General features: G+C 61.9%; 22 protein-coding genes. 11 read left to right on the forward strand and 11 right to left on the reverse strand.

Annotated elements, in window-relative coordinates; all coding sequences use genetic code 11:
* Positions 1-21 precede the first annotated feature (21 nt).
* Positions 22-420 carry a PaaI family thioesterase gene (locus AB8B20_RS05940; RefSeq protein WP_439071973.1) on the reverse strand — a complete coding sequence of 133 codons (399 nt, stop codon included), beginning with the start codon at positions 418-420 and terminating at the stop codon, positions 22-24.
* A 113-nt stretch (positions 421-533) separates the two neighbouring features.
* Here AB8B20_RS05940 and AB8B20_RS05945 point away from each other — a divergent pair, with 113 nt between their 5' ends.
* Complete coding sequence (locus tag AB8B20_RS05945; protein WP_439071974.1) at positions 534-1,316, forward strand: cobalamin-binding protein; 783 nt, start codon at positions 534-536, stop codon at positions 1,314-1,316.
* 42 nt (positions 1,317-1,358) lie between these two features.
* Here the strand turns inward: AB8B20_RS05945 and AB8B20_RS05950 are convergent, their stop codons facing one another.
* Positions 1,359-2,066 (reverse strand): pyridoxamine 5'-phosphate oxidase family protein, encoded by a 708-nt coding sequence (locus tag AB8B20_RS05950; RefSeq protein ID WP_439073037.1) that lies wholly within the window; start codon positions 2,064-2,066, stop codon positions 1,359-1,361.
* 118 nt (positions 2,067-2,184) lie between these two features.
* Between AB8B20_RS05950 and pdxR the strand changes: the two genes are divergently transcribed.
* The 3 genes from pdxR (at position 2,185) to AB8B20_RS05965 (ending at position 4,211) form a co-directional block, all read left to right on the forward strand.
* Positions 2,185-3,678: a MocR-like pyridoxine biosynthesis transcription factor PdxR gene (gene pdxR / locus AB8B20_RS05955; RefSeq protein WP_439071975.1), complete on the forward strand. Its 1,494-nt coding sequence runs from the start codon at positions 2,185-2,187 to the stop codon at positions 3,676-3,678.
* Between the two features lie 121 nt (positions 3,679-3,799).
* A complete protein-coding gene (locus AB8B20_RS05960; RefSeq protein ID WP_165826841.1) occupies positions 3,800-3,952 on the forward strand; it encodes a hypothetical protein in 153 nt (50 codons plus the stop codon).
* Positions 3,953-3,965: 13 nt separating this feature from the next.
* Positions 3,966-4,211, forward strand: a complete 246-nt coding sequence (locus AB8B20_RS05965) for a DUF6719 family protein (RefSeq protein ID WP_089263984.1) — start codon at positions 3,966-3,968, stop codon at positions 4,209-4,211.
* A gap of 15 nt (positions 4,212-4,226) precedes the next feature.
* Here AB8B20_RS05965 and AB8B20_RS05970 read toward each other — a convergent pair whose 3' ends face one another.
* The 5 genes from AB8B20_RS05970 to AB8B20_RS05990 all read right to left on the reverse strand — a co-directional run bounded on the left by AB8B20_RS05970 (position 4,227) and on the right by AB8B20_RS05990 (position 7,416).
* A complete protein-coding gene (locus tag AB8B20_RS05970) occupies positions 4,227-5,063 on the reverse strand; it encodes an SDR family NAD(P)-dependent oxidoreductase (protein ID WP_244558278.1) in 837 nt (278 codons plus the stop codon).
* Entirely contained in the window at positions 5,063-5,512 is a 450-nt protein-coding gene (locus AB8B20_RS05975; protein WP_093758327.1) for a nuclear transport factor 2 family protein, read from the reverse strand. Before AB8B20_RS05975 ends, AB8B20_RS05970 begins: the two co-directional genes overlap by 1 nt.
* 175 nt (positions 5,513-5,687) lie before the next feature.
* Entirely contained in the window at positions 5,688-6,074 is a 387-nt protein-coding gene (locus tag AB8B20_RS05980) for a hypothetical protein (RefSeq protein WP_439071976.1), read from the reverse strand.
* Between the two features lie 48 nt (positions 6,075-6,122).
* On the reverse strand, positions 6,123-6,284 hold the full coding sequence (locus tag AB8B20_RS05985) for a hypothetical protein (RefSeq protein WP_439071977.1): 162 nt from the start codon (positions 6,282-6,284) through the stop codon (positions 6,123-6,125).
* Between the two features lie 616 nt (positions 6,285-6,900).
* On the reverse strand, positions 6,901-7,416 hold the full coding sequence (locus AB8B20_RS05990; RefSeq protein ID WP_439064636.1) for a CreA family protein: 516 nt from the start codon (positions 7,414-7,416) through the stop codon (positions 6,901-6,903).
* Positions 7,417-7,645: 229 nt separating this feature from the next.
* Between AB8B20_RS05990 and AB8B20_RS05995 the strand changes: the two genes are divergently transcribed.
* The 4 genes from AB8B20_RS05995 (at position 7,646) to AB8B20_RS06010 (ending at position 11,628) form a co-directional block, all read left to right on the forward strand.
* Entirely contained in the window at positions 7,646-9,280 is a 1,635-nt protein-coding gene (locus AB8B20_RS05995; RefSeq protein WP_439071978.1) for a L,D-transpeptidase family protein, read from the forward strand.
* 97 nt (positions 9,281-9,377) lie between these two features.
* Positions 9,378-9,953 carry a glutathione peroxidase gene (locus AB8B20_RS06000; protein ID WP_231081120.1) on the forward strand — a complete coding sequence of 192 codons (576 nt, stop codon included), beginning with the start codon at positions 9,378-9,380 and terminating at the stop codon, positions 9,951-9,953.
* A gap of 150 nt (positions 9,954-10,103) precedes the next feature.
* Positions 10,104-11,048, forward strand: a complete 945-nt coding sequence (locus tag AB8B20_RS06005; RefSeq protein ID WP_231080493.1) for a polysaccharide deacetylase family protein — start codon at positions 10,104-10,106, stop codon at positions 11,046-11,048.
* Between the two features lie 22 nt (positions 11,049-11,070).
* A complete protein-coding gene (locus tag AB8B20_RS06010) occupies positions 11,071-11,628 on the forward strand; it encodes a dihydrofolate reductase family protein (protein ID WP_439071979.1) in 558 nt (185 codons plus the stop codon).
* A gap of 7 nt (positions 11,629-11,635) precedes the next feature.
* On the opposite strand, the gene AB8B20_RS06015 is transcribed toward AB8B20_RS06010, so the two are convergent.
* The 4 genes from AB8B20_RS06015 to AB8B20_RS06030 all read right to left on the reverse strand — a co-directional run bounded on the left by AB8B20_RS06015 (position 11,636) and on the right by AB8B20_RS06030 (position 16,975).
* Positions 11,636-12,091: a DoxX family protein gene (locus AB8B20_RS06015; RefSeq protein ID WP_089263975.1), complete on the reverse strand. Its 456-nt coding sequence runs from the start codon at positions 12,089-12,091 to the stop codon at positions 11,636-11,638.
* A gap of 197 nt (positions 12,092-12,288) precedes the next feature.
* Entirely contained in the window at positions 12,289-14,598 is a 2,310-nt protein-coding gene (locus AB8B20_RS06020; protein WP_068731100.1) for an NADP-dependent malic enzyme, read from the reverse strand.
* 67 nt (positions 14,599-14,665) lie between these two features.
* Complete coding sequence (gene aspS / locus AB8B20_RS06025; RefSeq protein WP_175366117.1) at positions 14,666-16,438, reverse strand: aspartate--tRNA ligase; 1,773 nt, start codon at positions 16,436-16,438, stop codon at positions 14,666-14,668.
* A 309-nt stretch (positions 16,439-16,747) separates the two neighbouring features.
* The gene (locus AB8B20_RS06030) at positions 16,748-16,975 is read right to left on the reverse strand and encodes a hypothetical protein (protein ID WP_439071980.1); all 228 of its coding nucleotides are present in this window, start codon (positions 16,973-16,975) and stop codon (positions 16,748-16,750) included.
* Between AB8B20_RS06030 and AB8B20_RS06035 the strand changes: the two genes are divergently transcribed.
* The 3 genes from AB8B20_RS06035 (at position 16,947) to rnd (ending at position 21,402) form a co-directional block, all read left to right on the forward strand.
* Positions 16,947-18,626 carry a methyl-accepting chemotaxis protein gene (locus tag AB8B20_RS06035; RefSeq protein ID WP_439071981.1) on the forward strand — a complete coding sequence of 560 codons (1,680 nt, stop codon included), beginning with the start codon at positions 16,947-16,949 and terminating at the stop codon, positions 18,624-18,626. The two genes, AB8B20_RS06030 and AB8B20_RS06035, sit on opposite strands and share 29 nt — an antisense overlap.
* 50 nt (positions 18,627-18,676) lie before the next feature.
* Positions 18,677-20,152 carry a protein adenylyltransferase SelO gene (locus AB8B20_RS06040; protein WP_439071982.1) on the forward strand — a complete coding sequence of 492 codons (1,476 nt, stop codon included), beginning with the start codon at positions 18,677-18,679 and terminating at the stop codon, positions 20,150-20,152.
* Between the two features lie 101 nt (positions 20,153-20,253).
* The gene (rnd, locus tag AB8B20_RS06045; RefSeq protein WP_309945700.1) at positions 20,254-21,402 is read left to right on the forward strand and encodes a ribonuclease D; all 1,149 of its coding nucleotides are present in this window, start codon (positions 20,254-20,256) and stop codon (positions 21,400-21,402) included.
* Positions 21,403-21,435 lie beyond the last annotated feature (33 nt).

Consider the following 21,435-nt stretch of genomic DNA (forward strand, 5'->3'; position numbering starts at 1 on the left):
TAAGCGCGACATACCACCGCCTTACAGCACCAGTTGGGTCTGCGTCACGACGCCGACCAGCTTGCCCTCTTCGGTCTCGATTCGGGTCTGCCATACCTGCGTTCTGCGCCCCCGGTGAACCGGCGTTGCGATCGCGCGCACGATGCTTCCTGCTTTCGCCCCGCCTGTGAAATTGGTCTTACTCTCGATGGTCGTCGTTCCCTTGGCGCCTTCCGGCAGATTGATGACCGTCGCCGCCGCACCAACCGCGTCGGCGAGCGCCATCACCGCGCCGCCATGGATCGTATGGCCGAGTGTGCACAGGTCCTCGCGCACCAGCATTGTGGCAACGACGCGTTCCAGGTCGGCGTCGGTAAAGGTCACACCCATCGAGACGGAAAACGGCATCGCGAGGCTGTGAATCTTGTCGAGTGGCGTCATGCTGGCATCGTCTCCCTGCAACCTGTCTCGCCTATCGTCGTGCGGGCTTGATGAAATTTCACGACACAACACCCTGCCGTGACAAGCTCTTTGTTAACAGGCATATCGACGTCATGCGCCACTTCCCGCCACGCCGGATCGTCTGCCTTACGGAAGAGACCGTGGAGACGCTGTATCTACTCGGCGAGCAGGATCGCATTGTCGGCGTTTCCGGCTATGCGGTGCGGCCGCCGCAGGTGCGGCGCGAGAAGCCGCGGGTGTCCGCGTTCATCTCAGCCGATGTGCCGAAGATCCTCGCACTCGATCCTAACCTTGTGCTGTGCTTCTCCGATCTGCAGGCTGAAATCGCCGCAGACCTGACGCGCGCCGGCGTCGCCGTTCATGTATTCAACCAGCGCGACATCGCCGGCATTCTGGCGATGATCCGCACGCTCGGCGCGATGGTGGACGCCAGCGAACGCGCAAATCAGCTCGCAGCGCGCTTGGAGCTGCGACTTTCCAGCGTCAATGCTGCGGCAAACTTGCGGCAGAACAAGCCGCGCGTCTATTTCGAGGAATGGGATGATCCGCTGATTACCGGGATCGGCTGGGTGTCCGAACTGATCGAGATCGCCGGCGGCGAAGACACTTTTCCGCAGCTTCGACATCAGAAGGCAGCGAAGGATCGCATCGTCATGCCAGCCGATGTGATTGCCACGGCCCCCGATGTGATCCTCGCCTCGTGGTGCGGCAAGAAAGTCGTGCCCGATAAAATCCGGCAGCGACCGGGCTGGAACACGATTCCTGCCGTGCGCGACAATCGCATCTATGAGATCAAATCGCCGCTGATCCTGCAGCCAGGACCAGCAGCGTTGACGGACGGACTCGACGCGATCGTCGCGGCGCTGTGGCCGTAACCGGCACGAGCACCGACGCCGTCATCCTGAGATGCTCGCCCCTTACCCCTTCGGGTACTGCAGAAAATAGGCATCCGTCAGCGCATCTTCGAGCAGCCGGCCTTCCGAATATGCTTGCAAGGATGCAGGCCGTTCGATGCCGGGCAACAACCGCGGACACGGCTCCGGCGCACCGATCACCGTCCTCACCGGAATGCGCTCGGCATAGATCGGCAGTTCGTAATCCTCGTCATCGTCAGCCACGCCCTTGGCGCGAATTTTTGCCGACGCCTCCTCGATCTCCATGGCGATAAAGGACGTCGCCTTCATCTCCTGTGCCGTGGTCTCGCGCAGACTGGCCGTACGATCCGGAAAGAAACGGTCGACCATCGCGATGCCAGCCTGCTCCTTCTCGTGGGGATCGGTGACGAGATAAGCGTTTCCGAATGCCATCACCGCGCGGTAGTCCGCTGAATGATTGAAGCCGCAACGTGCCAGCACAAGGCTGTCGAGAAAGGCCACCGTGAGACAGACGCGTTGCTGCGCGGTCTGGTTCTTCAGCATGCGGCTCGCGCTACTGCCGTGCCAGTACAGTTTCGTGCCTTCGCGCCAGAAGAAGGTCGGCGTGCAATAGGGTTGCCCGTCGATCACGTAGGACACATGGCACATCATCGATGCGTCCAGAATTTTATGCACGGTCTCGTGGTCGTAGAAGCCGCGGTCATGGCGTCGCTTCACGCGATTGCGCGCCGTGAGCGGATATGACGCGATGTCTGCGTTCGTCGGTTCAGCGGTCTTCAGTTCGGCTGTAGTCACGGCAATCCCCCGTCAATTGGAAGTGTTCGAATGTGTTGTACCGCCGCATTTGGTCTGCGATAGTGCCAATTCCATGCGAAAAATTCCGACCAATTTGGCGAAGCCAATTCCGAAACCCGAGCTACCGCTCGATCTCACGGGCGCACATATCACCGAAGGATCGTCCTCGCAGGATCGGCTCTATCAGGCGCTGTGCCATGCCATCACCGGCGGCGTCGCCAAGCCCGGCGCAGCACTGCCGCCGTCGCGCATCCTTGCAAAGCAAACCGGCTTTCAACGCAATGCGGTCACCAATGCCTATGAGCGTCTGATCGCCGATGGCTTTGCCGTCGCACGCGTCGGCTCCGGCACTTTCGTCGCCGCGCGGATTCCGACGCGGACCAACAGCAAGCCAGCCAAGGCCATCGCCATCGACGCGCCGCAGCGGGGCACGCTCGCTCTCGGCTGTACCGATATCGACGAGCAGGCGCTGCGCCGTTTTCGCGCTTTCGCCGGCCGCCGCCTGCGCGCTTTCGGCGCCGAGCATCTGCACTACGGCGATCCCCGCGGCAGTCATGAACTACGCACCGCCATCGCCAATCATCTTCTGTCAGCGCGCGGGCTGCGCTGCGATCCCGATCAGATCATGCTGACATCGGGCACACAGCACGGGCTGCGCATCGTGCTGTCAGCCATTCTCAAGCCAGGCGAACAGATCTGGTGCGAGGACCCCGGTTACCCCGCCGCACGAAAATCGATCGAACATTGCGGCGCCCGGCCGGTGTCGGTGCCGGTCGATGACTTCGGCCTGATCGTCGCCAGGGGCCGTGCCACGGCGCCATCTGCGCGCGCGGCCTATGTCACGCCCTCGCATCAATTTCCACTCGGCGTGCAAATGGCGATGCCGCGGCGTCTTGAATTGCTCGACTGGGCGAAGGACGCCGGCGCATGGATATTCGAAGACGATTACGACAGCGAGTTTCGCTATGACGGCGCGCCGTTGCTGTCGCTCGCCGGCATCGATCACCTGCAACGCGTGATCTATATGGGCACGTTTGCCAAGACTCTGTTTCCCGGTCTGCGCATCGGCTACTGCGCCCTGCCCGAACGCCTGATTGGCCCGGTCACGACGGCGCGCGCGGCGATGGACCGCTTTCCCGGCACATTGATGGAAGGCGCGGTCGCCGACATGCTGAACTCCGGCGCCTTCGCAGCCAACCTGCGCAAGATGCGGAACACCTATCGCGAGGCGCGCGACGCTCTGGCGACGACGTTGACAGATGGGTCGGACGGGCAACTGACCGTGCCGGTGCCGTCACAGGGCCTGCATCTGGTGGCGAAGTTCGCGCCCGCGACGTCGCTTGAGATCGCCGCAAAGGCCAAGGCTGCAGCCGGCGTCGAGGGCTGGTTGCTGGCTGACACCTATCTGCGCGCCCGCCCTGCGCCGGGCTTCGTGCTCGGCTTCGCCGGCCATCCCATTCGTGAGCTTGTCACATCGGCGGAAAGACTGGCGAAAGCCTCAGCGGCGAGTTTGCGCGCCCACCGCAAGCCTGCAGCAAAGACGCGTGGAACCCGCGTGGGGGGCTAAAACTTGAGGCTGGCTGGCACTCAATGCCGGCAACCGCTGCGCTTCTAGAATCGGATGCGCATCCCTACAATCCAGGCAGACAAAATGCCCAGCAGGCAGATCTGCCCCCAACGGAGACCTCATGTCCGGCAATCGCAACGTGCTCTACCTGATCATCGGCGCGCTGATCGTCGGCATCGGCGTGCTCGGCTACAATCTCTACCAGACCAAGAAAGAACCCAGCGGGCTGCAGATCAATGTCGGCCCCGACGGCCTCAAGATCCAGAACAAGTAATAAAGGTCGCACAATGCGCTCGGCAATTTGGCTATCAGGAATTCTGGCTTCGCTTGCGTTAGCGACGCCGGCGCTGGCGATCGATCAGGTCAACCGCGAACAGGACATTGTTGATGTCCGCCTCGGCCAACGCATTCTGGTCGATGACGGCTCTTGCCCCACCGGCCAGATCAAGGAAGTGTCCGGCACGACGCTGACCACGTCCGGTGTGACGCGTGTTCGCAAATGCGTTCCCCGCGCGGGTACCAAGACGCGCTAGTCCAAGACATGCTCATCAATGCCGCAGTGGCTCGCTTGGCGGCACCGGTGAACCGGTCTGGCCCACACTCGCACCGCCATCGATCGCTAGCGTAATCCCTGTGATCCAGCGCGCCTCGTCGCTGGCAAGAAACAGAACACCATAGCCGATATCCCAGCCGGTCCCTTCGGTGCCCAGCAGTGTGCCCGCTGCGCGCGCCTTGCGCATCTCATCGCTCATGCCACGCGACGCCACCATCGGCGTATAGACCGTGCCGGGCGCGATGCAGTTGACGCGAATGCCGTCGCGGCCGTGATGTGCCGCCATCGCTCTGGTGAGGCCGATCACCGCCGATTTCGACGTTGGATACAACAAGCTCGGGTGGCCACCACGCAGGCCGGCGATCGACGTCAGGTTGATGATCGAGCCGCCGCCGGATTTCATCATTTCCGGAATCGCATACTTCGCCATCAGCATCATTGAGGCAACGTTGATACGCATGGCGCCGTCCCAGGCGCGGTCGTCGACCTCGATGGCGTCGCCGCGCGGCCCGGTGAGGCCAACATTGTTGACGAGGATATCAAGACGGCCAAAGCCTTCGACGGTGCGTTCGACGATCGCCTCGCATGACGCGCGATCACTGACATCGCCGTCATAGATCTGCGTGATGCCGCCCTCCACAGCGATCAATCGCGCGGTTTCTTCGGCAGCGTCTACGTCGGTGTCGACCAACGCGACGCGCGCGCCATGCCGCGCCAACAACACCGCTGCGGCACGTCCGTTGCCAATGCCATCGCCGCGGGAACCCGCACCGGTGATAATGGCGACCTTGCCTTTCAATCGATCGTCACGCTGGGGCTGCGCCATATCCATCAGAACATGCCGTTGGTGTTAGCGGATTTTTCCGGGATCGGCTGAACGGCATCCCAATGTTCGACGATCTTGCCGTTCTCAAGCTTGAAGATGTCGATGATCGCGTTACCGCGCGTGCCCTTTTCGCGCACGGCATGCACATGCAGGATCACATAGTCGCCGTCGGCGAAGACCTGCTTGATCTCGCTATGCGAGTCCGGGAATTTCTCCCGCAGGAAACCGATAAAGCCTTTGAAGCCCTCGACACCATCAGCCGCGTTGGGATTGTGCTGAACATAACGCGGACCGAAATATTTGGACGCCGCCTCGAAGTCTTTCTGGTTGAGGCCCTTCTCATAGAATTCAACGACGGTTTTCTTGTTGGTGTCCTGGGTGCTGGCATCTGCAGCCAACGCCGCGCCGGTCAGAAATATCGAGACACACGTCAAGCCGATCGAAACAAATCGCATAAAAAATCCCTCGGTTCCCACCAATTCAATTAATAGCGAATCCACCCACCTAACGGTGGTGTAGCAAAACGCTATCATCGGCAGTAACGGGATGACGAGAGGGAAAGACAGAAATCCGCGATCATTTTGGCGCGACGACGCAGCGCAAAAAGATCACGCGAACTAACTGAGTGGTTCAATCCAGCGGCGCCGGATCATACATGCATTGCAGGGTCGGCTTCGCGATCTGCGTGAAGGTCGCGCTGATCATCGACTGCTTGGATGCCGGGATCCAGTCCTTCTCGATGGTAGGCACGCCGCGCTCGCTAATGCCCCGCAGCAGTGCCTCGCGCAAATCGACGTCTTCCACCGTTGCCACGGCATGATCATGCAGGCAACCGCACACCTCTTCCGGATGCGCCCAGCGCCCGACCATATGCGGCGAGCATAGACGTACGAATTCGCCGCGCTGGTCCGGCAACTTCCGCCACGACCAGATCTGCGCCTGCGCTGCACTTCCCGTGATGGAACTTGCAAGGGTGGCAGCGACAACAATGGCGGTCACAACATGTGGTCGGGTCATTTCAAAACTTTTCTTGTTGTTTTTCAGGTTGTCCGCCCGCGATCGAAATCAGCGTGCGTAGGCCACAACCATCGGCGCAGCAGCGCTGATCACCGGCGAACCGGTAAAGGCGAACGTACCGATACCGGGCAGGTTACCATCGGTGGAACCGGCCATCGACGGGCCAGCCAGGATAAAGGCGAAAGCGAGGATGAAGCTGATGGTGCGCATCTGACGTCTCCAGTTCGGCAGTGCTGCCCGCCGCGTCGTTGACAAATGGATAGCCAATGCGGGTTTCGGCACGTCTGCGGCCCAAGAGGAAAATGGTTTCGTCCCCCTGCTGAATTGTTTCGTGGCGCCCATGCCGACGACACAATCCGGGCGGCAAATCTGCGAACGGCTTAGAAAGAACGCCTTGGAAAGGATGTCTCGAAAGTTCGTCCGGCTGTCGCACGCCCTTAACAAAACTGAACCGAAACGCGGCTAAAGCGACTTCAGGAGAGCGTATGCAACCTTTTCAGGCGACTGCGCGTTTCTGTTTACCTCGAAGAGAAGGAATGCAGTCGTGGGAACTGGCAACAACGACGTTGGCAAGGATACCCCGATCAGCGCACCCGGACGGCCACTGATCTCCACGGCACACGCGCGCGCCAAATGCCAAGGCGCTATGTCGCAGCAGGGCTACGGCTCACACGGCAACGAGTGCTATCCGCAGCAGCTGGTCCAGCTCGTGGGTTATCGTGACCCGCAGCCGCAGCAGTCATGGGACCGCTTGCGCACAAAACGCGTCGTCACCCACTCCGTTGAATAGCGAAGCACAGCTAAGTTCTAGCGGCCATTAGCTCGCTTATTTGATGAAGTCGCCGCATTTCTGCACGGCGGCGTCTGACTGCCCCCAGGGCATGATCGGAACTGACGACGTCGAGTTCTTCGGCGACCCCTCGATGATCCGGTCCGAATAGACCATGTAAACCAGCACGTTTCGCTTGGCGTCGCAGCCGCGGACGATTTGCATTTTCTTGAAGAAAAGGCTCCGGCGCTGCCGGAACATATCCTCGCCCTGATCGCTCTTGGCCTTGAACGTGATGGGGCCGATTTGCCGGCACGCGAGCGAGATGTCCGAAACTTCTTCGGCCAGACCGAGCCAGCCCTTGAAGCCACCCTTTTCAGGCACCGTGAAGTGGCAGGCGACGCCGTCGACTTCGGGGTCGTCGACGCCGTAAGTCGCCAGCTTGTCGTTTGGGCTGAGCCATTTGAACACGGTGGAGCGCCGGAAAATCAGATCCGGCTCGTCCGCAGCGTGTGCCGGGACAATTGCCAACGCCGCGAATGCCGAAAGCGCCAGGACGCCGCGCCGCAGCATCTTGGTGAGCGCGCCAGATCCATTAAACGTCATGCAACTCTCCGTGACTGATCCAGAATATGTAGGCATTCCAAGCGGATTCGGAAGCCAGGATGCCCCTCTGTTAATTCAATGTGAGGCTTTTTTGCTAGGCTGATCCCGACTCAGCGGTAGCCAGATCACTCATGCTGGTGAACCCATCTCGCGCCTGCGAGACTAATGTTTTCAGATGGATTCGAGGATATTGGACGTGAGTGCATTTCAATTGTCGCGTGAACCAGGGGAAAAAAGCCGTTTTCTGAGCAGCACGATTTTTTCCGGCGGCCTCCTGCGGATCGCGCTGGTCGCCATGGCCGGCATGACCGTGGCGCCTGCGGACGCCGCGGTGTTCTGGACCGACGAAAACCCGATGATCATGCGGGAGATCGAACCGCCGGCGCCGCAACCGCAGCAGCGCCAGAAGAAGCTGAAGCGCCTTGGCGCCAAGCTCGAGAAGCAGGTCAAGGAACACGCCAAGCCGGTCGGCCCGCTGGTGATCGCCATCTCGATCGAGCGACAGTCCCTGCGGGTATTCGACGCCAATGGCCTGTTCGCGGAGACGCCGGTCTCCACCGGCATGCGCGGCCATTCGACGCCCATGGGCGTGTTCAGCATCATCCAGAAGAACAAATGGCACCGCTCCAACATCTATAGCGGCGCGCCGATGCCCTACATGCAGCGCATCACCTGGTCGGGCATTGCTTTGCATGCCGGCGCGCTGCCAGGCTATCCGGCGTCCCACGGCTGCATCCGCATGCCGATGGCCTTTGCGACCAAGATCTGGGGCTGGACCCGCATGGGCGCCCGCGTGATCATCGCGCCCGGCGAAATCTCCCCGGCGGAAATCTCGCATCCGCTGCTCGCCGCTCAGAAGGCCGCGCCGGGTCCAGTCGCGGCAGCGGCGCCTCAAGACGTCCAGGCGTCGCCCAAGGCCGATAAGGCATCGGCAGATGCGAAGCTCCAAGACCTCGGTCTGAGGCCATCCGCCGCCGACCGCTCCAAGACTCAGGACAAGACCCAGACCGCCGATGCCAGCAATGCGATGACAAAACCGGCGCCTGCGACTGTGATGTCGGACGCCACACCTACAAAGGTCGAAACCGCCGTCAAAGCCGCCGAGCCCGAGATCATGACGCGCCGCGATCTCGACGCCGCGATCGCCAAGGTCGTCGAATTGCCGACCCCCGAGGTCAAATCGGCAGAGACCGTCGCGGAAGCGCCAGCCAAGCTTGAGCCTGCCAAGACGGAAGCCCCGAAGGCGGAAATCGCAAAAGCTGATGTCGCACCGGTCGCCGCCAGTGTGCCCGACGCCAAGAAGGACGAAACGCGCCCTGCGGATGCAGCGAAGGCCGAAATGTCTACGGCCTCCCCGGCGCCCGCTGCCGATGCGACGCCAAAGCGGTCCGGCCAGATTGCCGTGCTGGTCAGCGGCAAGGACGGCAAGCTCTATGTGCGGCAGAATTTCGCGCCGCTGTTCGAGACGCCGATCGCCATCAAGCCCAGCGATCGCCCGCTCGGCACTCACATCTTTACCGCCCGCACCGACAAGGATGATGCCAAGGCATTTCACTGGACCGCAGTCTCGCTGCCTGCCGTCCCGCGTCACGCGGACGAAGACGACAATGTTTCGCGTCGCCGCAAATCCACTGGTGCGGTTGAGGTGAAAACCCGTCCGCTGCCAAACAGCGCCGCAGAGGCGCTTGACCGCCTGACGATCCCTGCGGACGCGATGGCCCAGATCACCGAAGCGCTCGCGAGTGGCGGCTCCATCGTGGTGTCCGATCAGGGCATTGCCGCCGGCGGCGAGACCGGCCAGGGCACTGAATTCGTGGTGCCGCTGCGCTAGCCTCGTTCACTCCGGCCTTGTAACAGCTTGTTGAGTGCGTCATCTCGGAGATAACGCTACTCTGCTCGCGAAACAGGCTGGGCTACGACGAATGGCGATGATCAATCGCAGGCAGATACTGACAACGGTATTGGGCGCGGCAAGTGCCGTGGCGGTCGCGCGTCACGCCTCGGCGCAAGGCGCCGTGAGCCGCATGACCGCCTATGGCTTCGCGTTTCCCGGCCTCAAGGGTGGCGACATCAAACTTGCCGACTATGCCGGCCGCCCGATCATGGTGGTCAACACCGCCTCGCAATGCGGCTTCACCCCGCAATATGCCGGGCTTCAGACACTGTGGACCGAATTCCGCGAGCGCGGCTTGATGATCGTCGGCGTGCCCTCCAATGACTTCGGCGGACAGGAGCCGGGCAGCGCCAAGGAGATCGCCGAGATTACCGAGGGACATTTCGGCATCGGTTTCCCGATGGCCGCCAAGACCGTCGTGAAGGGACCGAACGCGCACCCCTTCTACAAATGGGCGGCAGAGGCACGGCCGCGCGACCTGCCGCGGTGGAACTTCCACAAATATCTGGTCGGCCGCGATGGCTATCTCACCGACTCCTTCGCCTCCGAATTCGAACCGACCGATACACGCATCAAGACCGCCGTCGGACGTGCCCTGACCGCGGCTTGAGCGGTTCAATATCGATCCAGCCACTGACTGGGGATAAGGGCCGTTGCCATAGCGGTACCGCCTGAAATCGCGCTAGAATTGCGGCCACGACCATCTGGATCAGCCCGGCCACCTCGCTGACGACGCTGGTCGCAGGTCAAGGGGAACGTGATGCGCAGTGCGGCAGGTCTGATTTTTGCGAGCGCGATTTCATTGTGGGCGGCAGGCGCACAGGCGCAGGCACCCAAAGCCGGAGCCCCAGCGCCCGCCCCCGCGGCAACGCCCGCGCCGCCACCGGCGCCCGCGGCTGCACCTGCTCCCGCCAAATCGACCTGCGCCAATCCCGATGCGCTCGGCGTCAGCCGTGTGGTCGAGATCGACACGACGGGCGGTCCGGGTTTCGGCTTCGAACATTTCAAGCAGCTCGACTTCCTGCGCGACAAGGAAGTGGTGCTGACCTTCGACGATGGCCCGTGGCAGACTACGACGCCGACCGTGTTGAAGACGCTGGCCGACGAATGCGTCAAGGCAGTGTTCTTTCCGATCGGCAAGCACGCTACCTATTATCCGGAGGTGCTCAAACAGGTCGCTGCGGCCGGCCATACCATCGGCGGACACACCTGGGCTCATATCGCGCTGACCAACAAGAAACTGACCCAGCAGCAGCGTATCGATGAAATCGAGAAAGGCTTCAGCGCCGTGAAGTGGGCACTCGGCTCAGCCCCAGCACCGTTCTTCCGCGCTCCGGCGCTGCAGCACCCGCCGGAAATCGTCACCTATCTGGGCACGCGCAACATGGCGATCTTCTCCTGCGACATCGACTCGTTCGACTTCAAGACGCGCAAGTCTGAACAGGTCATCACCAATGTGATGACCAAGCTCGACAAGCTCGGCAAGGGTATCATCCTGATGCACGACTTCCAGAAACACACCGCCGAAGCGTTGCCGACCCTGCTGCGCAAGCTCAAGGCCGGTGGCTACAAGGTCGTGCATATGCGCGCCAAGGCACCCGTGCAGACCATCGCGTCCTATGATGAAGCGATCGTCAAGGACGCCAAGCTGCCGACGGTCAGCAGCCGTCCCGTGAACAGCGTCGTCCAGACGATCTCGGAATAATGAGGACTCGTCGACGCCCCTGATGCCCGCATTTCGTTTCAACGGCTACGTCATCGTCTCGGCGGACGGCATGCTCGCCGACGCCAGTGGCGTGATGCCCGATACCCTCAAATTTCCCGGCGACCTCGCCTTTTTCACCGCAGGTCTCGACCGTGCCGACCTAATCGTGCACGGCAGGCATTCGTTCGAGGATCAGCCGAACTCACCGAAACGCAAGCGCATCATCGTCAGCCGCAGCATCGCTGCCATAGGCCCCGATCCCGAAAACAACAAAGCCACGCTGTGGAATCCGGCCGGCGCATCTTTCGAAGACGCTTGCGCGCATGCGGGCGTTCATGCCGGCACCGTCGCCGTCATCGGCGGCCCCAGCGTATTCGAGATGTTCTTTGATCGCATCGACGTGTTTTGGCTGTCGCAGGCGCCGCATGTCCGCCTGCCCGGCGGCGAGGGATGCTTCCCCGGCGTCCCCGAACGATCACCGCAGGACATTCTCTCCAGTCACGGCCTGCAAGCGAGCGAGGTCCAAATCCTCGACGCCGCGCGTGAAGTCACAGTAACGGCCTGGCGGCGGGTGTCCTGAACGACAACTACACTTCGTTGTAGCCGCCCGGCAGCCGCGCGCTGCGGCCGATACCGGCGATCATGAAGAGGCCGCCGATCAGCGATAGGTTCTTCAGCGCGTGGATCATCTGGTTCTTGGCCTCAGGGCCTGTCAGGTTCCAGAAGTCGTGGAAGTAGAAAGTCGCGGCCATCACGAACAGCACCAGCACCAGGGCGAAAAAGCGCGCACCCAGATTCAGCGCGACGAGAATACCGCCGACCAGTTCCAGTGTTGCAACGGCGATTGCGAGAATCTGCTTCAATTCCATGCCCGCCAGCCCTTCGAGCTGCGTCGCATAGGGCGTCACGACTGCGGGGATCGTCGGGATAACCTTGTTCGCGATTGCATCCGCAGTTGCGCTGAGGTCGAGAAACTTGGATGCGCCGGACGCAATGAAGATCACGGCAAAGAGAATGCGCCCGAAAGTAATAAACGCTGGCATTGGTCGGCCTCGCTGGACTGCAATGAATACTCGTCGAAATACGTGACGAGTATGATCATTCCATCACATTTTTCAAACGAACAAATGGATGACCTCGTTGGCGTCATCCATTTGTCGCGATGCTTCTCAGATTGGCGAACTATCCAAAAGCGCAATAGCCGGGCAGCATCCAGCCAGCGCGAGGCTGACTGAACGCGCTAGCCGAACAGGCTCGCCTGCGGACGCCCAGCCCGCTCCTGCGCCTCGACAGCGGCCACCGCCGTCATGTTGAGGATACCACGCGCTGTCACCCCCGGCGTCAGGATATGCGCCGGACGCGCCGGGCCGATCAAGATCGGGCCGACCGGGAGCGCATCCGCCAGCGTCTTGATCATCTGATAAGCGACATTGGCGGCATCGAGCGTCGGCATGATGAGGACATTCGCCGAGCCTTCGAGTTTCGAATGCGGCAGCACGATCTTGCGGGCCGCTTCCGACAGCGCGGTGTCGCCCTGCATTTCGCCATCGGACTCGATTTCCGGATGCTTCTCACGCAGCAATGCTGCGGCGCGGCGCATCTTGCGCGAAGAGTCCGTATCGTAGCTGCCAAAGTCAGAATGCGACACGAAAGCGATCTTCGGCTTCATGGCGAAGCGCTGCACATGGTTGGCAGCGAGCGCCGCGATTTCCGCGAGTTCTTCCGCGCTCGGATTCGGACGCACCTGCGTATCAGCGATGAAGTGCGCACCCTTGCTGGTGATCATCAGCGACAGCGCTGCAAAATCGCTGACGCCCGGCAGGAAGCCGATGATCTCGCGCACATGGCGCAGATGGCTCATGTAGCGGCCTTCGACGCCGCAGATCATTGCATCCGCCTCGCCGCGGATCACGGCGAGCGCGGCGATCACCGTCGCATTGGTGCGGACGACCGTGCGCGCCGCATCCGGCGTCACGCCGCGACGGCCGGCCACGTCGATATAGGACTGCACGTAAGAGCGATAACGCGGATCGTCCTCGGGATTGATCAGGTCGAAATCCTGGCCGGCCTGGATCGCCAGACCAAACCGCTTGATGCGGGCTTCGACGACCGACGGACGGCCAACGAGAATCGGACGCGCCAGCTTCTCTTCCAGCACCACCTGCACGGCGCGCAGCACGCGCTCGTCTTCGCCTTCGGCATAGATCACGCGCACCGGCTGGGTCTTTGCCTTCGCGAAGACCGGCTTCATCACCAGACCGGAGCGGAATGCGAAACGCTCGAGACCTGCGGTGTATTCCTCGAAATTGGCGATCGGGCGCGAGGCCACGCCGGATTCCATCGCCGCCTTGGCGACGGCCGGCGCGATGCGCAGGATCAGGCGTGGATCGAACGGGCTCGGGATCAGCGACCCCGGACCGAAGCCCTGGGTCTCGTTGTCGAAGCCGGCGGTCACGGCATCCGACGGCGGGTCTTGCGCAAGCTGCGCGATGGCATCGACGGCAGCGATCTTCATCGCCTCATTGATCGCCGTCGCACCACAATCGAGTGCACCGCGGAAGATAAACGGGAAACAAAGGACGTTATTGACCTGGTTCGGAAAGTCCGACCGGCCGGTGCAGATCATCGCGTCCGGGCGTGCCTTGCGCGCTTCGTCCGGCATGATCTCCGGCGTCGGATTGGCCAGCGCCATCACCAGCGGCTTGTCGGCCATCGCCTTGACCATCTCGGGCTTCAGCACGCCCGGAGCGGAGACGCCCAAGAAAATATCGGCGCCGGCGATGACATCGCCCAGCACGCGCGCATCGGTCTTCTGCGCATAGACCGCCTTCCAGCGATCCATCAGGGTGTTCCGGCCCTCATGCACGACACCGTCGATATCGCAGACCCAGATGTTCTTCTTCTGCGCGCCCAGCGACACCAGAAGATTGAGACAGGCGATCGCCGCAGCGCCAGCACCCGAGCAGACGATCTTGACGTTCTTGATGTTCTTGCCGTTGAGCAGCAGCGCATTCTTGATCGCGGCGCCGACGATGATGGCGGTGCCATGCTGATCGTCGTGAAACACCGGGATCTTCATGCGCTCTTTAAGTTGCGCCTCGATCTCGAAACATTCCGGACCCTTGATGTCCTCAAGGTTGATGCCACCGAAGGTCGGCTCCAGCGCCGAGACGACCTCGACCACGCGCTCGATGGTGTCGGCGGCGATCTCGATGTCGAACACGTCGATGCCGGCGAACTTCTTGAACAGGACCGCCTTGCCTTCCATCACCGGCTTCGACGCCAGCGGACCGATATTGCCGAGACCAAGCACAGCCGTGCCGTTGGAGACGACAGCCACGAGATTGGCACGCGAGGTCAGCGACGCCGCTTCATTGGGGTCGGCAGCGATCGCGAGGCATGGCGCCGCCACGCCCGGCGAATAGGCCAGCGCCAGATCGCGCTGGTTGGCGAGCGGCTTGGTGGCCTGGATTTCCAGCTTACCCGGCCTGGGAAGGCGATGATAGGCAAGCGCCGCGCGCGAGAGATCGTCAGAAGATGAAGAAGACATGCGTGCTCCCGCGCGTCATAAAACAAAAGTTAGGTAGAAGGGCGTTTCTTCTTGTTGGTTTGCCGGGCTACTTGTCCTGCAGATTGAGACGGATATGCGCTTCACGCAACTGCTTCGGCGAAGCCTCTGACGGTGCGCCCATCAACAAATCTTCAGCACGCTGGTTCATCGGGAAGAGCGAGATCTCGCGCAGGTTGTTCGTACCGCAGAGCAGCATCACGATACGATCGACGCCTGCCGCCATGCCGCCATGGGGCGGTGCGCCGTACTGAAAGGCGCGATACATGCCGCCAAAGCGCTCGACCACCGTCTCCTCGCCATAACCGGCGATCTCGAACGCCTTCACCATTGCTTCTGGCTTGTGATTACGGATGCCGCCCGACGCGATCTCGTAGCCGTTACAGGTGATGTCGTACTGGAAAGCCTTGATGGTCAGCGGATCCTGACCTGTCAGTGCATCCATGCCACCCTGCGGCATCGAGAACGGGTTGTGCGAGAAGTCGACCTTCTTGTCGTCCTCATTGTACTCGTACATCGGGAAATCGACGATCCAGGCGAGCGCGAAGCGCTCCTTGTCAATGAGGTTGAGCTCTTCGCCGACTTTGGTGCGTGCGAGACCGGCGAACTTGTAGAACTTCTCGGGATCGCCCGCGACGAAGAACGCAGCATCGCCAGCCTTCAGGCCGAGCTGCTGACGGATCGCTTCGGTGCGCTCCGGTCCGATGTTGTTGGCCAAGGGACCAGCGCCCTCACCGCCTTCACGCCACATGATGTAGCCGAGGCCCGGCTGGCCTTCGCCCTGCGCCCAGGAATTCATGCGGTCGCAGAATGCACGGCTGCCGCCACCGGGACCGGGGATCGCCCAGACCTGATTCTTGTCGTCTTCGAGCATGCGCGCGAACACCTTGAAGCCGGAGCCGCGGAAGTGCTCTGCCGTGTTCTGCATCTCGATCGGGTTGCGCAAGTCGGGCTTGTCGGTGCCGTATTTGCGGAGCGACTCCGCATAAGGGATCTTCGGCCAGTCCTTGTTGACCGGCTTGCCCTTGGCGAATTCCTCGAACACGCCGGTGATGACCGGCTGCACGGCGGCGAACACGTCTTCCTGCTCGACGAAGCTCATTTCGAGATCGAGCTGGTAGAATTCGCCCGGCAGACGATCGGCGCGCGGATCCTCGTCGCGGAAGCATGGCGCGATCTGGAAGTAGCGGTCGAAGCCCGACATCATCAGCAACTGCTTGTACTGCTGCGGCGCCTGCGGCAGCGCGTAGAACTTGCCGGGATGGATGCGCGATGGCACCAGGAAGTCACGTGCGCCTTCCGGCGACGACGCGGTGAGGATCGGCGTCTGGAATTCGAAGAAGCCCTGCTCCTTCATCCGCTTGCGCATCGAGTCAACGATGGCGCCGCGGGTCATGATGTTCTGGTGCAGTTTCTCGCGGCGCAGGTCGAGGAAGCGATATTTCAGTCGGATGTCTTCCGGATAGTCCTGATCACCAAACACCGGCAGCGGCAGTTCGGCCGCAGGGCCGAGCACCTCGATGGCATCGATATAGATCTCGACATCGCCGGTGGGCAGTTCGGCATTCTCGGTGCCGCCGGGACGACGACGCACCTTGCCGTCGATCTTCACGACCCATTCCGAACGCAGCGTCTCGGCAACCTTGAATGCCGGCGAGTCCGGGTCGGCGACGCATTGCGTCAGGCCGTAATGGTCGCGCAGATCGATGAAGAGCACGCCGCCATGGTCGCGGATACGATGGCACCACCCCGACAGGCGAACGGTCTGGTCGATATGGCTGTCGCGGAGCGCGCCGCAGGTGTGAGACCGGTAGCGATGCATGGGTATCCTGGAAATACGTCAGAGGGCGGAATCGGGTTCGCGATCAAGCGCGAAGCGCAGGGTTTACCCGACCGCACCCGACGCGGCAACCAAAGCTCGGTGATCAGATCGGCCGAATTTGCGGGCCGCGACTGCATCACCGGAGGCCTCCGACCGATGAATTTCGGATTACCATTTCCAAATGCAATCGAGTGATCGGAAAACCTCCCGCAACGCGGGAACTACATGATTGCACACGCAATAACCAGCTACCTCGGGTCAAGCACCATCTGCACCCGGATACGTCACGTCGGTATTTCAGCACCAGATTCAACCACTTAAAGCGGTATTTGTGTCAAAATTTACTGAACGTTGACGACCACCATTCACTGTCTTGCCGTGAACCCAGCCCGTTTTGAAGGCAGGTGATTCAACTGGAACTTGCTGCTTCTTGCCCTGCCGCAACCCAAGGCAGCCGCCATTTCGGCTGACCGGCGTCGCAGCCTTAGAACCGCCGAGGAATATGTTCGTGCTCGCCAGATATTCGATCAGTACCAAGCTGTTTGTCATTGTCGCTTTTCTCTTCGTGGTGATCGCGGGCATCGGCACCCTCGCCTTCATGCAGATGCGAGCCATCAACGCAGCAACCCAGGATATCCAGACGCAGTGGCTCCCCAGCGTCCGCTGGATCGGCGAAATGCGCGTTCAGTCGGCGCGGTATCGCGCAGTGCTGCGCGACCACCTGATCGTGGCCGATGCCGACCGTCCGGATGTCGACAAGAACCTTGCCGCCCGCAAATCGGACTTTGAAAAGGCCGCAAAGGCCTATGCCCCGCTGGTGTCGTCGCCGGCAGAGCGCGAATTGGCCGACAAGCTCGACGCAGAATGGAAGGCTTTCATCGCCGCGGGCAACGACGTCCAGGCCCTCGCCAACAAGGGCGACGTGAACGCCGCCAAAGAGATCAACGCCAAAAAGGTCGTCCCGACCGGCCGCGCCATGGACGGCACATTGGCCAAGCTCGTCGAGTTGAACGACAAGGGCGCCGAAGCAGCCGGCAGCAATGCGAACGCCACCTATGCCAACGCGATCTGGATGATGGTTATCATTCTCGGCGCCTCGGTCGTGCTCGGCCTCGGCGCTGCCATGTATCTGGTGCGCGACATTTCCGGCGGCATCGCCTCGATCCTGAAGCCGATGGGCCAACTGACCGACGGCCAGTTGGAGGCCGTTATCCCGCATCAGGGCGAGAGCACCGAGATCGGACGCATCGCCAGCGCGTTGCAGATCTTCAAGGACGCCCTCATCGCCAAGCGTGCTGCGGATCAGGCTACCGGTGCCGAGGCCGCCATCAAGGCTGCCCGTGCGGAAACCATCACGAAGGCGACCAGCAACTTCGAGTCGATGATCAGCGAGCTTGTTGGTTCGCTTTCATCCGCCTCGACCGAACTCGAAGCCTCTGCCACCACGCTGACCCGCACGTCGGATATCACCATGACGCTGTCGGGCTCTGCAGCGTCTGCATCGCATACGGTGTCGAGCAACGTTCAGTCGGTGGCCGCGGCAACGGAAGAAATCACCTCGTCGGTGAATGAAATCGGCCGCCAGGTTCATGAATCGAACCGTATCGCTTCGACCGCCGTGCTGCAGGCCGAGAAGACCAATGAAAGCATTGTCAAACTCACGCAGGCCACTGCACGCATCGATGACGTCGTGAAGCTCATCACCGCCGTTGCCGAACAGACCAACCTGCTGGCGCTCAACGCCACCATCGAGGCCGCGCGCGCCGGTGACGCCGGCCGCGGTTTCGCCGTTGTCGCCGCCGAGGTGAAGGCGCTGGCGTCGCAGACCGCCAAGGCCACTGACGAAATCAGCATGCAGATCGCCGGCATGCAGGCGGCCAGTGCCGAGACGATCGAGACCATCAAGGAGATCGGCTCGACCATCACGCTGATTTCCGAAGTCTCGTCGGCCATCGCAGCGGCGGTCGAGGAACAGGGCGCAGCGACACAGGAAATCGCGCGCAATGTCCAGCAGTCGGCCCAGCTCAGCACCCAGGTCGCCAGCGAGGTCACCGAGGTCAATCGCGGCGCCAGCGAGACTGGCTCCGCATCGACCCAGGTGCTAGCCGCAGCGCAGTCGCTGTCGCTCGAAAGCAATCGCCTGAAGGACGAAGTCGACCGGTTCCTCGACACGGTTCGCGCCGCCTGAGACCGCTTTCAGCAGTTGCCTAACACGTCGTGGCCCCCCATCTTGGGGCCATGACAGTCCACTTCCCGTTCGACAACAGCTATGCCGCCCTGCCCGCGAATTTCTTCGCCCGCGTTGCACCGACGCCTGTGACAGCGCCGCGGCTGATCAAGCTGAACCGCGCACTGGCCGACCAACTCCGCATCGATCCTGACTGGCTGGCCAGTCCCGAAGGCGTCGAGGTTCTCGCTGGCAAGCGCGTGCCAGATGGCGCCGATCCCCTCGCGATGGCCTATGCCGGACATCAGTTCGGACATTTCGTGGCGCAGCTCGGCGACGGGCGCGCGATCCTGCTCGGCGAAGTCATCGACCGCGACGGCGTGCGCCGCGACATCCAGCTCAAGGGTTCCGGTCCGACGCCATTCTCGCGCCGCGGTGATGGCCGTGCTGCGCTTGGTCCAGTGATCCGGGAATATATCGTCAGCGAAGCCATGGCGGCCCTGGGCATTCCCACAACGCGCTCCCTCGCCGCCGTCCTCACGGGCGAACGGGTTCAGCGTGAGACGATGCTGCCGGGCGCCGTGCTGACTCGCGTCGCCTCAAGCCATATTCGCGTCGGCACGTTTCAGTTTTTCGCTGCGCGCGAGGATATCGCCGGCGTCAAACAACTCGCCGATTATGTGATCAACAGGCACTATCCCAACGCAGCCGAAGCCGAACATCCCATTCGCGCCTTGCTCGATGCAGTGATCCGCCGTCAAGCCGAACTTGTCGCACGCTGGCTCCATGTCGGCTTCATCCATGGTGTGATGAACACCGACAACTGCTCGGTATCCGGCGAGACCATCGATTACGGCCCCTGCGCCTTCATGGACGCCTACGATCCCGCGACGGTGTACAGCTCGATCGACGAGATGGGCCGCTACGCCTATGCGAACCAGCCGCGCATCGCGCTGTGGAATCTGACGCGCTTCGCCGAGACGCTGCTGCCGCTGATCGACAGCGACGAGAAGACCGCCATCGAGATCGCGCAGGCCGCATTGGGCGAATTCTCCGATATTTTCGACACGGCCTATCAGGCCGGTCTCCGCCGAAAGCTCGGGCTGTTCACCAGCCAGCCGGACGATGCCGCATTGGCGCAGGATCTGCTGACCGCCATGACCGCCAATCAGGCCGATTTCACCCTGACCTTCCGCCGCCTCGGCGCCGCCGCGGTTGACGCAGACAGCGACGAAGCCGTCCGCGGACTGTTCATCGATCCGACGGCGTTTGACGCCTGGGCCGTGAACTGGCGGGCACGACTCGGCCGGGAGTCGCAGGACGCCGGTACCCGCCATCAGGCCATGCAGACGATCAATCCAGCCTTCATCCCCCGCAATCATCGCGTCGAGGCGGTAATCCAGGCGGCCCTGGCCGACGACTACGCGCCGTTCGAGAAATTGCTGGCGGTGCTGGCGAAACCCTATGAAGATCAACCGGAGATGGCGGATTACGCCGAGCCGCCGGAGCCGGATCAGCGCGTACTGAAGACCTTCTGCGGCACCTAAACACCCTCATTCTATCGGAGCAGACCTCCAATCTGCCCGAAACACCTTGACTCAACAGGTTTTTCGGCCGAACGCCTTGGCAAAAGCGTTATGGACCGTCCATGGAACTGATCACGACCACTGCCCAGCTGACCGCCGCGTGCGAGCGACTTGCCAAGCACCCCGTCATTACGGTCGATACGGAATTCCTCCGCGAGACCACTTATTACCCGCTGCTCTGCGTGGTCCAGATGGCCAGCGCGGAAGACGCGGTGGTGATCGACACGCTTGCCGAAGGCATCGACCTCACGTCGTTCTTCGACCTGATGGCCAACGAGGCCGTGCTGAAGGTCTTCCATGCCGCGCGGCAGGACATCGAAATCATCGTGCACCGCGCCGGCGTGGTGCCGCATCCGATCTTCGACACCCAGGTCGCAGCCATGGTGCTCGGCTACGGCGACAGCATTGCCTATGACCAACTCGTCGAACGCGTCACCGGCCACCGCCCCGACAAGACCCACCGCTTTACCGATTGGTCGCGCCGTCCGCTGACCGAAGAGCAGTTGCACTACGCCGTCTCCGACGTCACGCATCTGCGCGACGTGTTCGCCAAGCTCGATGCCGATCTGAAGAAGCGCGACCGCAGCGACTGGGTCAGCGAGGAAATGGAAATTCTCACCTCGCCAAAGACCTATGATTTCCATCCCGAGCGCGCCTGGGAACGGCTGAAGACCCGCGTCCGCAAGCCGAAAGAGCTCGCAGTGCTGATGGAAGTCGCGGCCTGGCGCGAACAGGAAGCACAGAGCCGCGATGTACCGCGCTCACGCGTGCTGAAGGACGATGCCGTCGGCGATATCGCGACCCACGCGCCGACCTCACTGGAGAAACTTGCCAATCTGCGTTCGCTGCCGAAGGGCTTTGATCGCTCCAAGTGGGGCAGCGACATTGTCGCCGCCGTCCAGCGTGGCATCGCCCGCGATCCCGCCACATTGCCGAAGATCGAGAAGCCGCGCGGCAATTCCAATGGCGCGGCCACCGTCGAACTGCTGAAAGTGCTACTACGCATGACGTCGGAACGTCACGCCGTCGCCAGCAAGGTCATCGCCACGGTCGACGATCTCGAGCAGATCGCCACCGACGACAATGCCGATGTCGGCGCCCTGCACGGCTGGCGGCGTGAGTTGTTCGGCGAGGCCGCCCTGGCGCTCAAGCATGGCCGCCTTGCATTGGCGATGGAAAAAGGCCGGGTGATCCGGGTGGATCGCGCGTAGGCTGCGTCGTACAAGGTAGCGTTCTATTGCCTG

The organism is Tardiphaga sp. 866_E4_N1_4 (assembly GCF_052076075.1).
Lineage (GTDB): Bacteria > Pseudomonadota > Alphaproteobacteria > Rhizobiales > Xanthobacteraceae > Tardiphaga > Tardiphaga robiniae.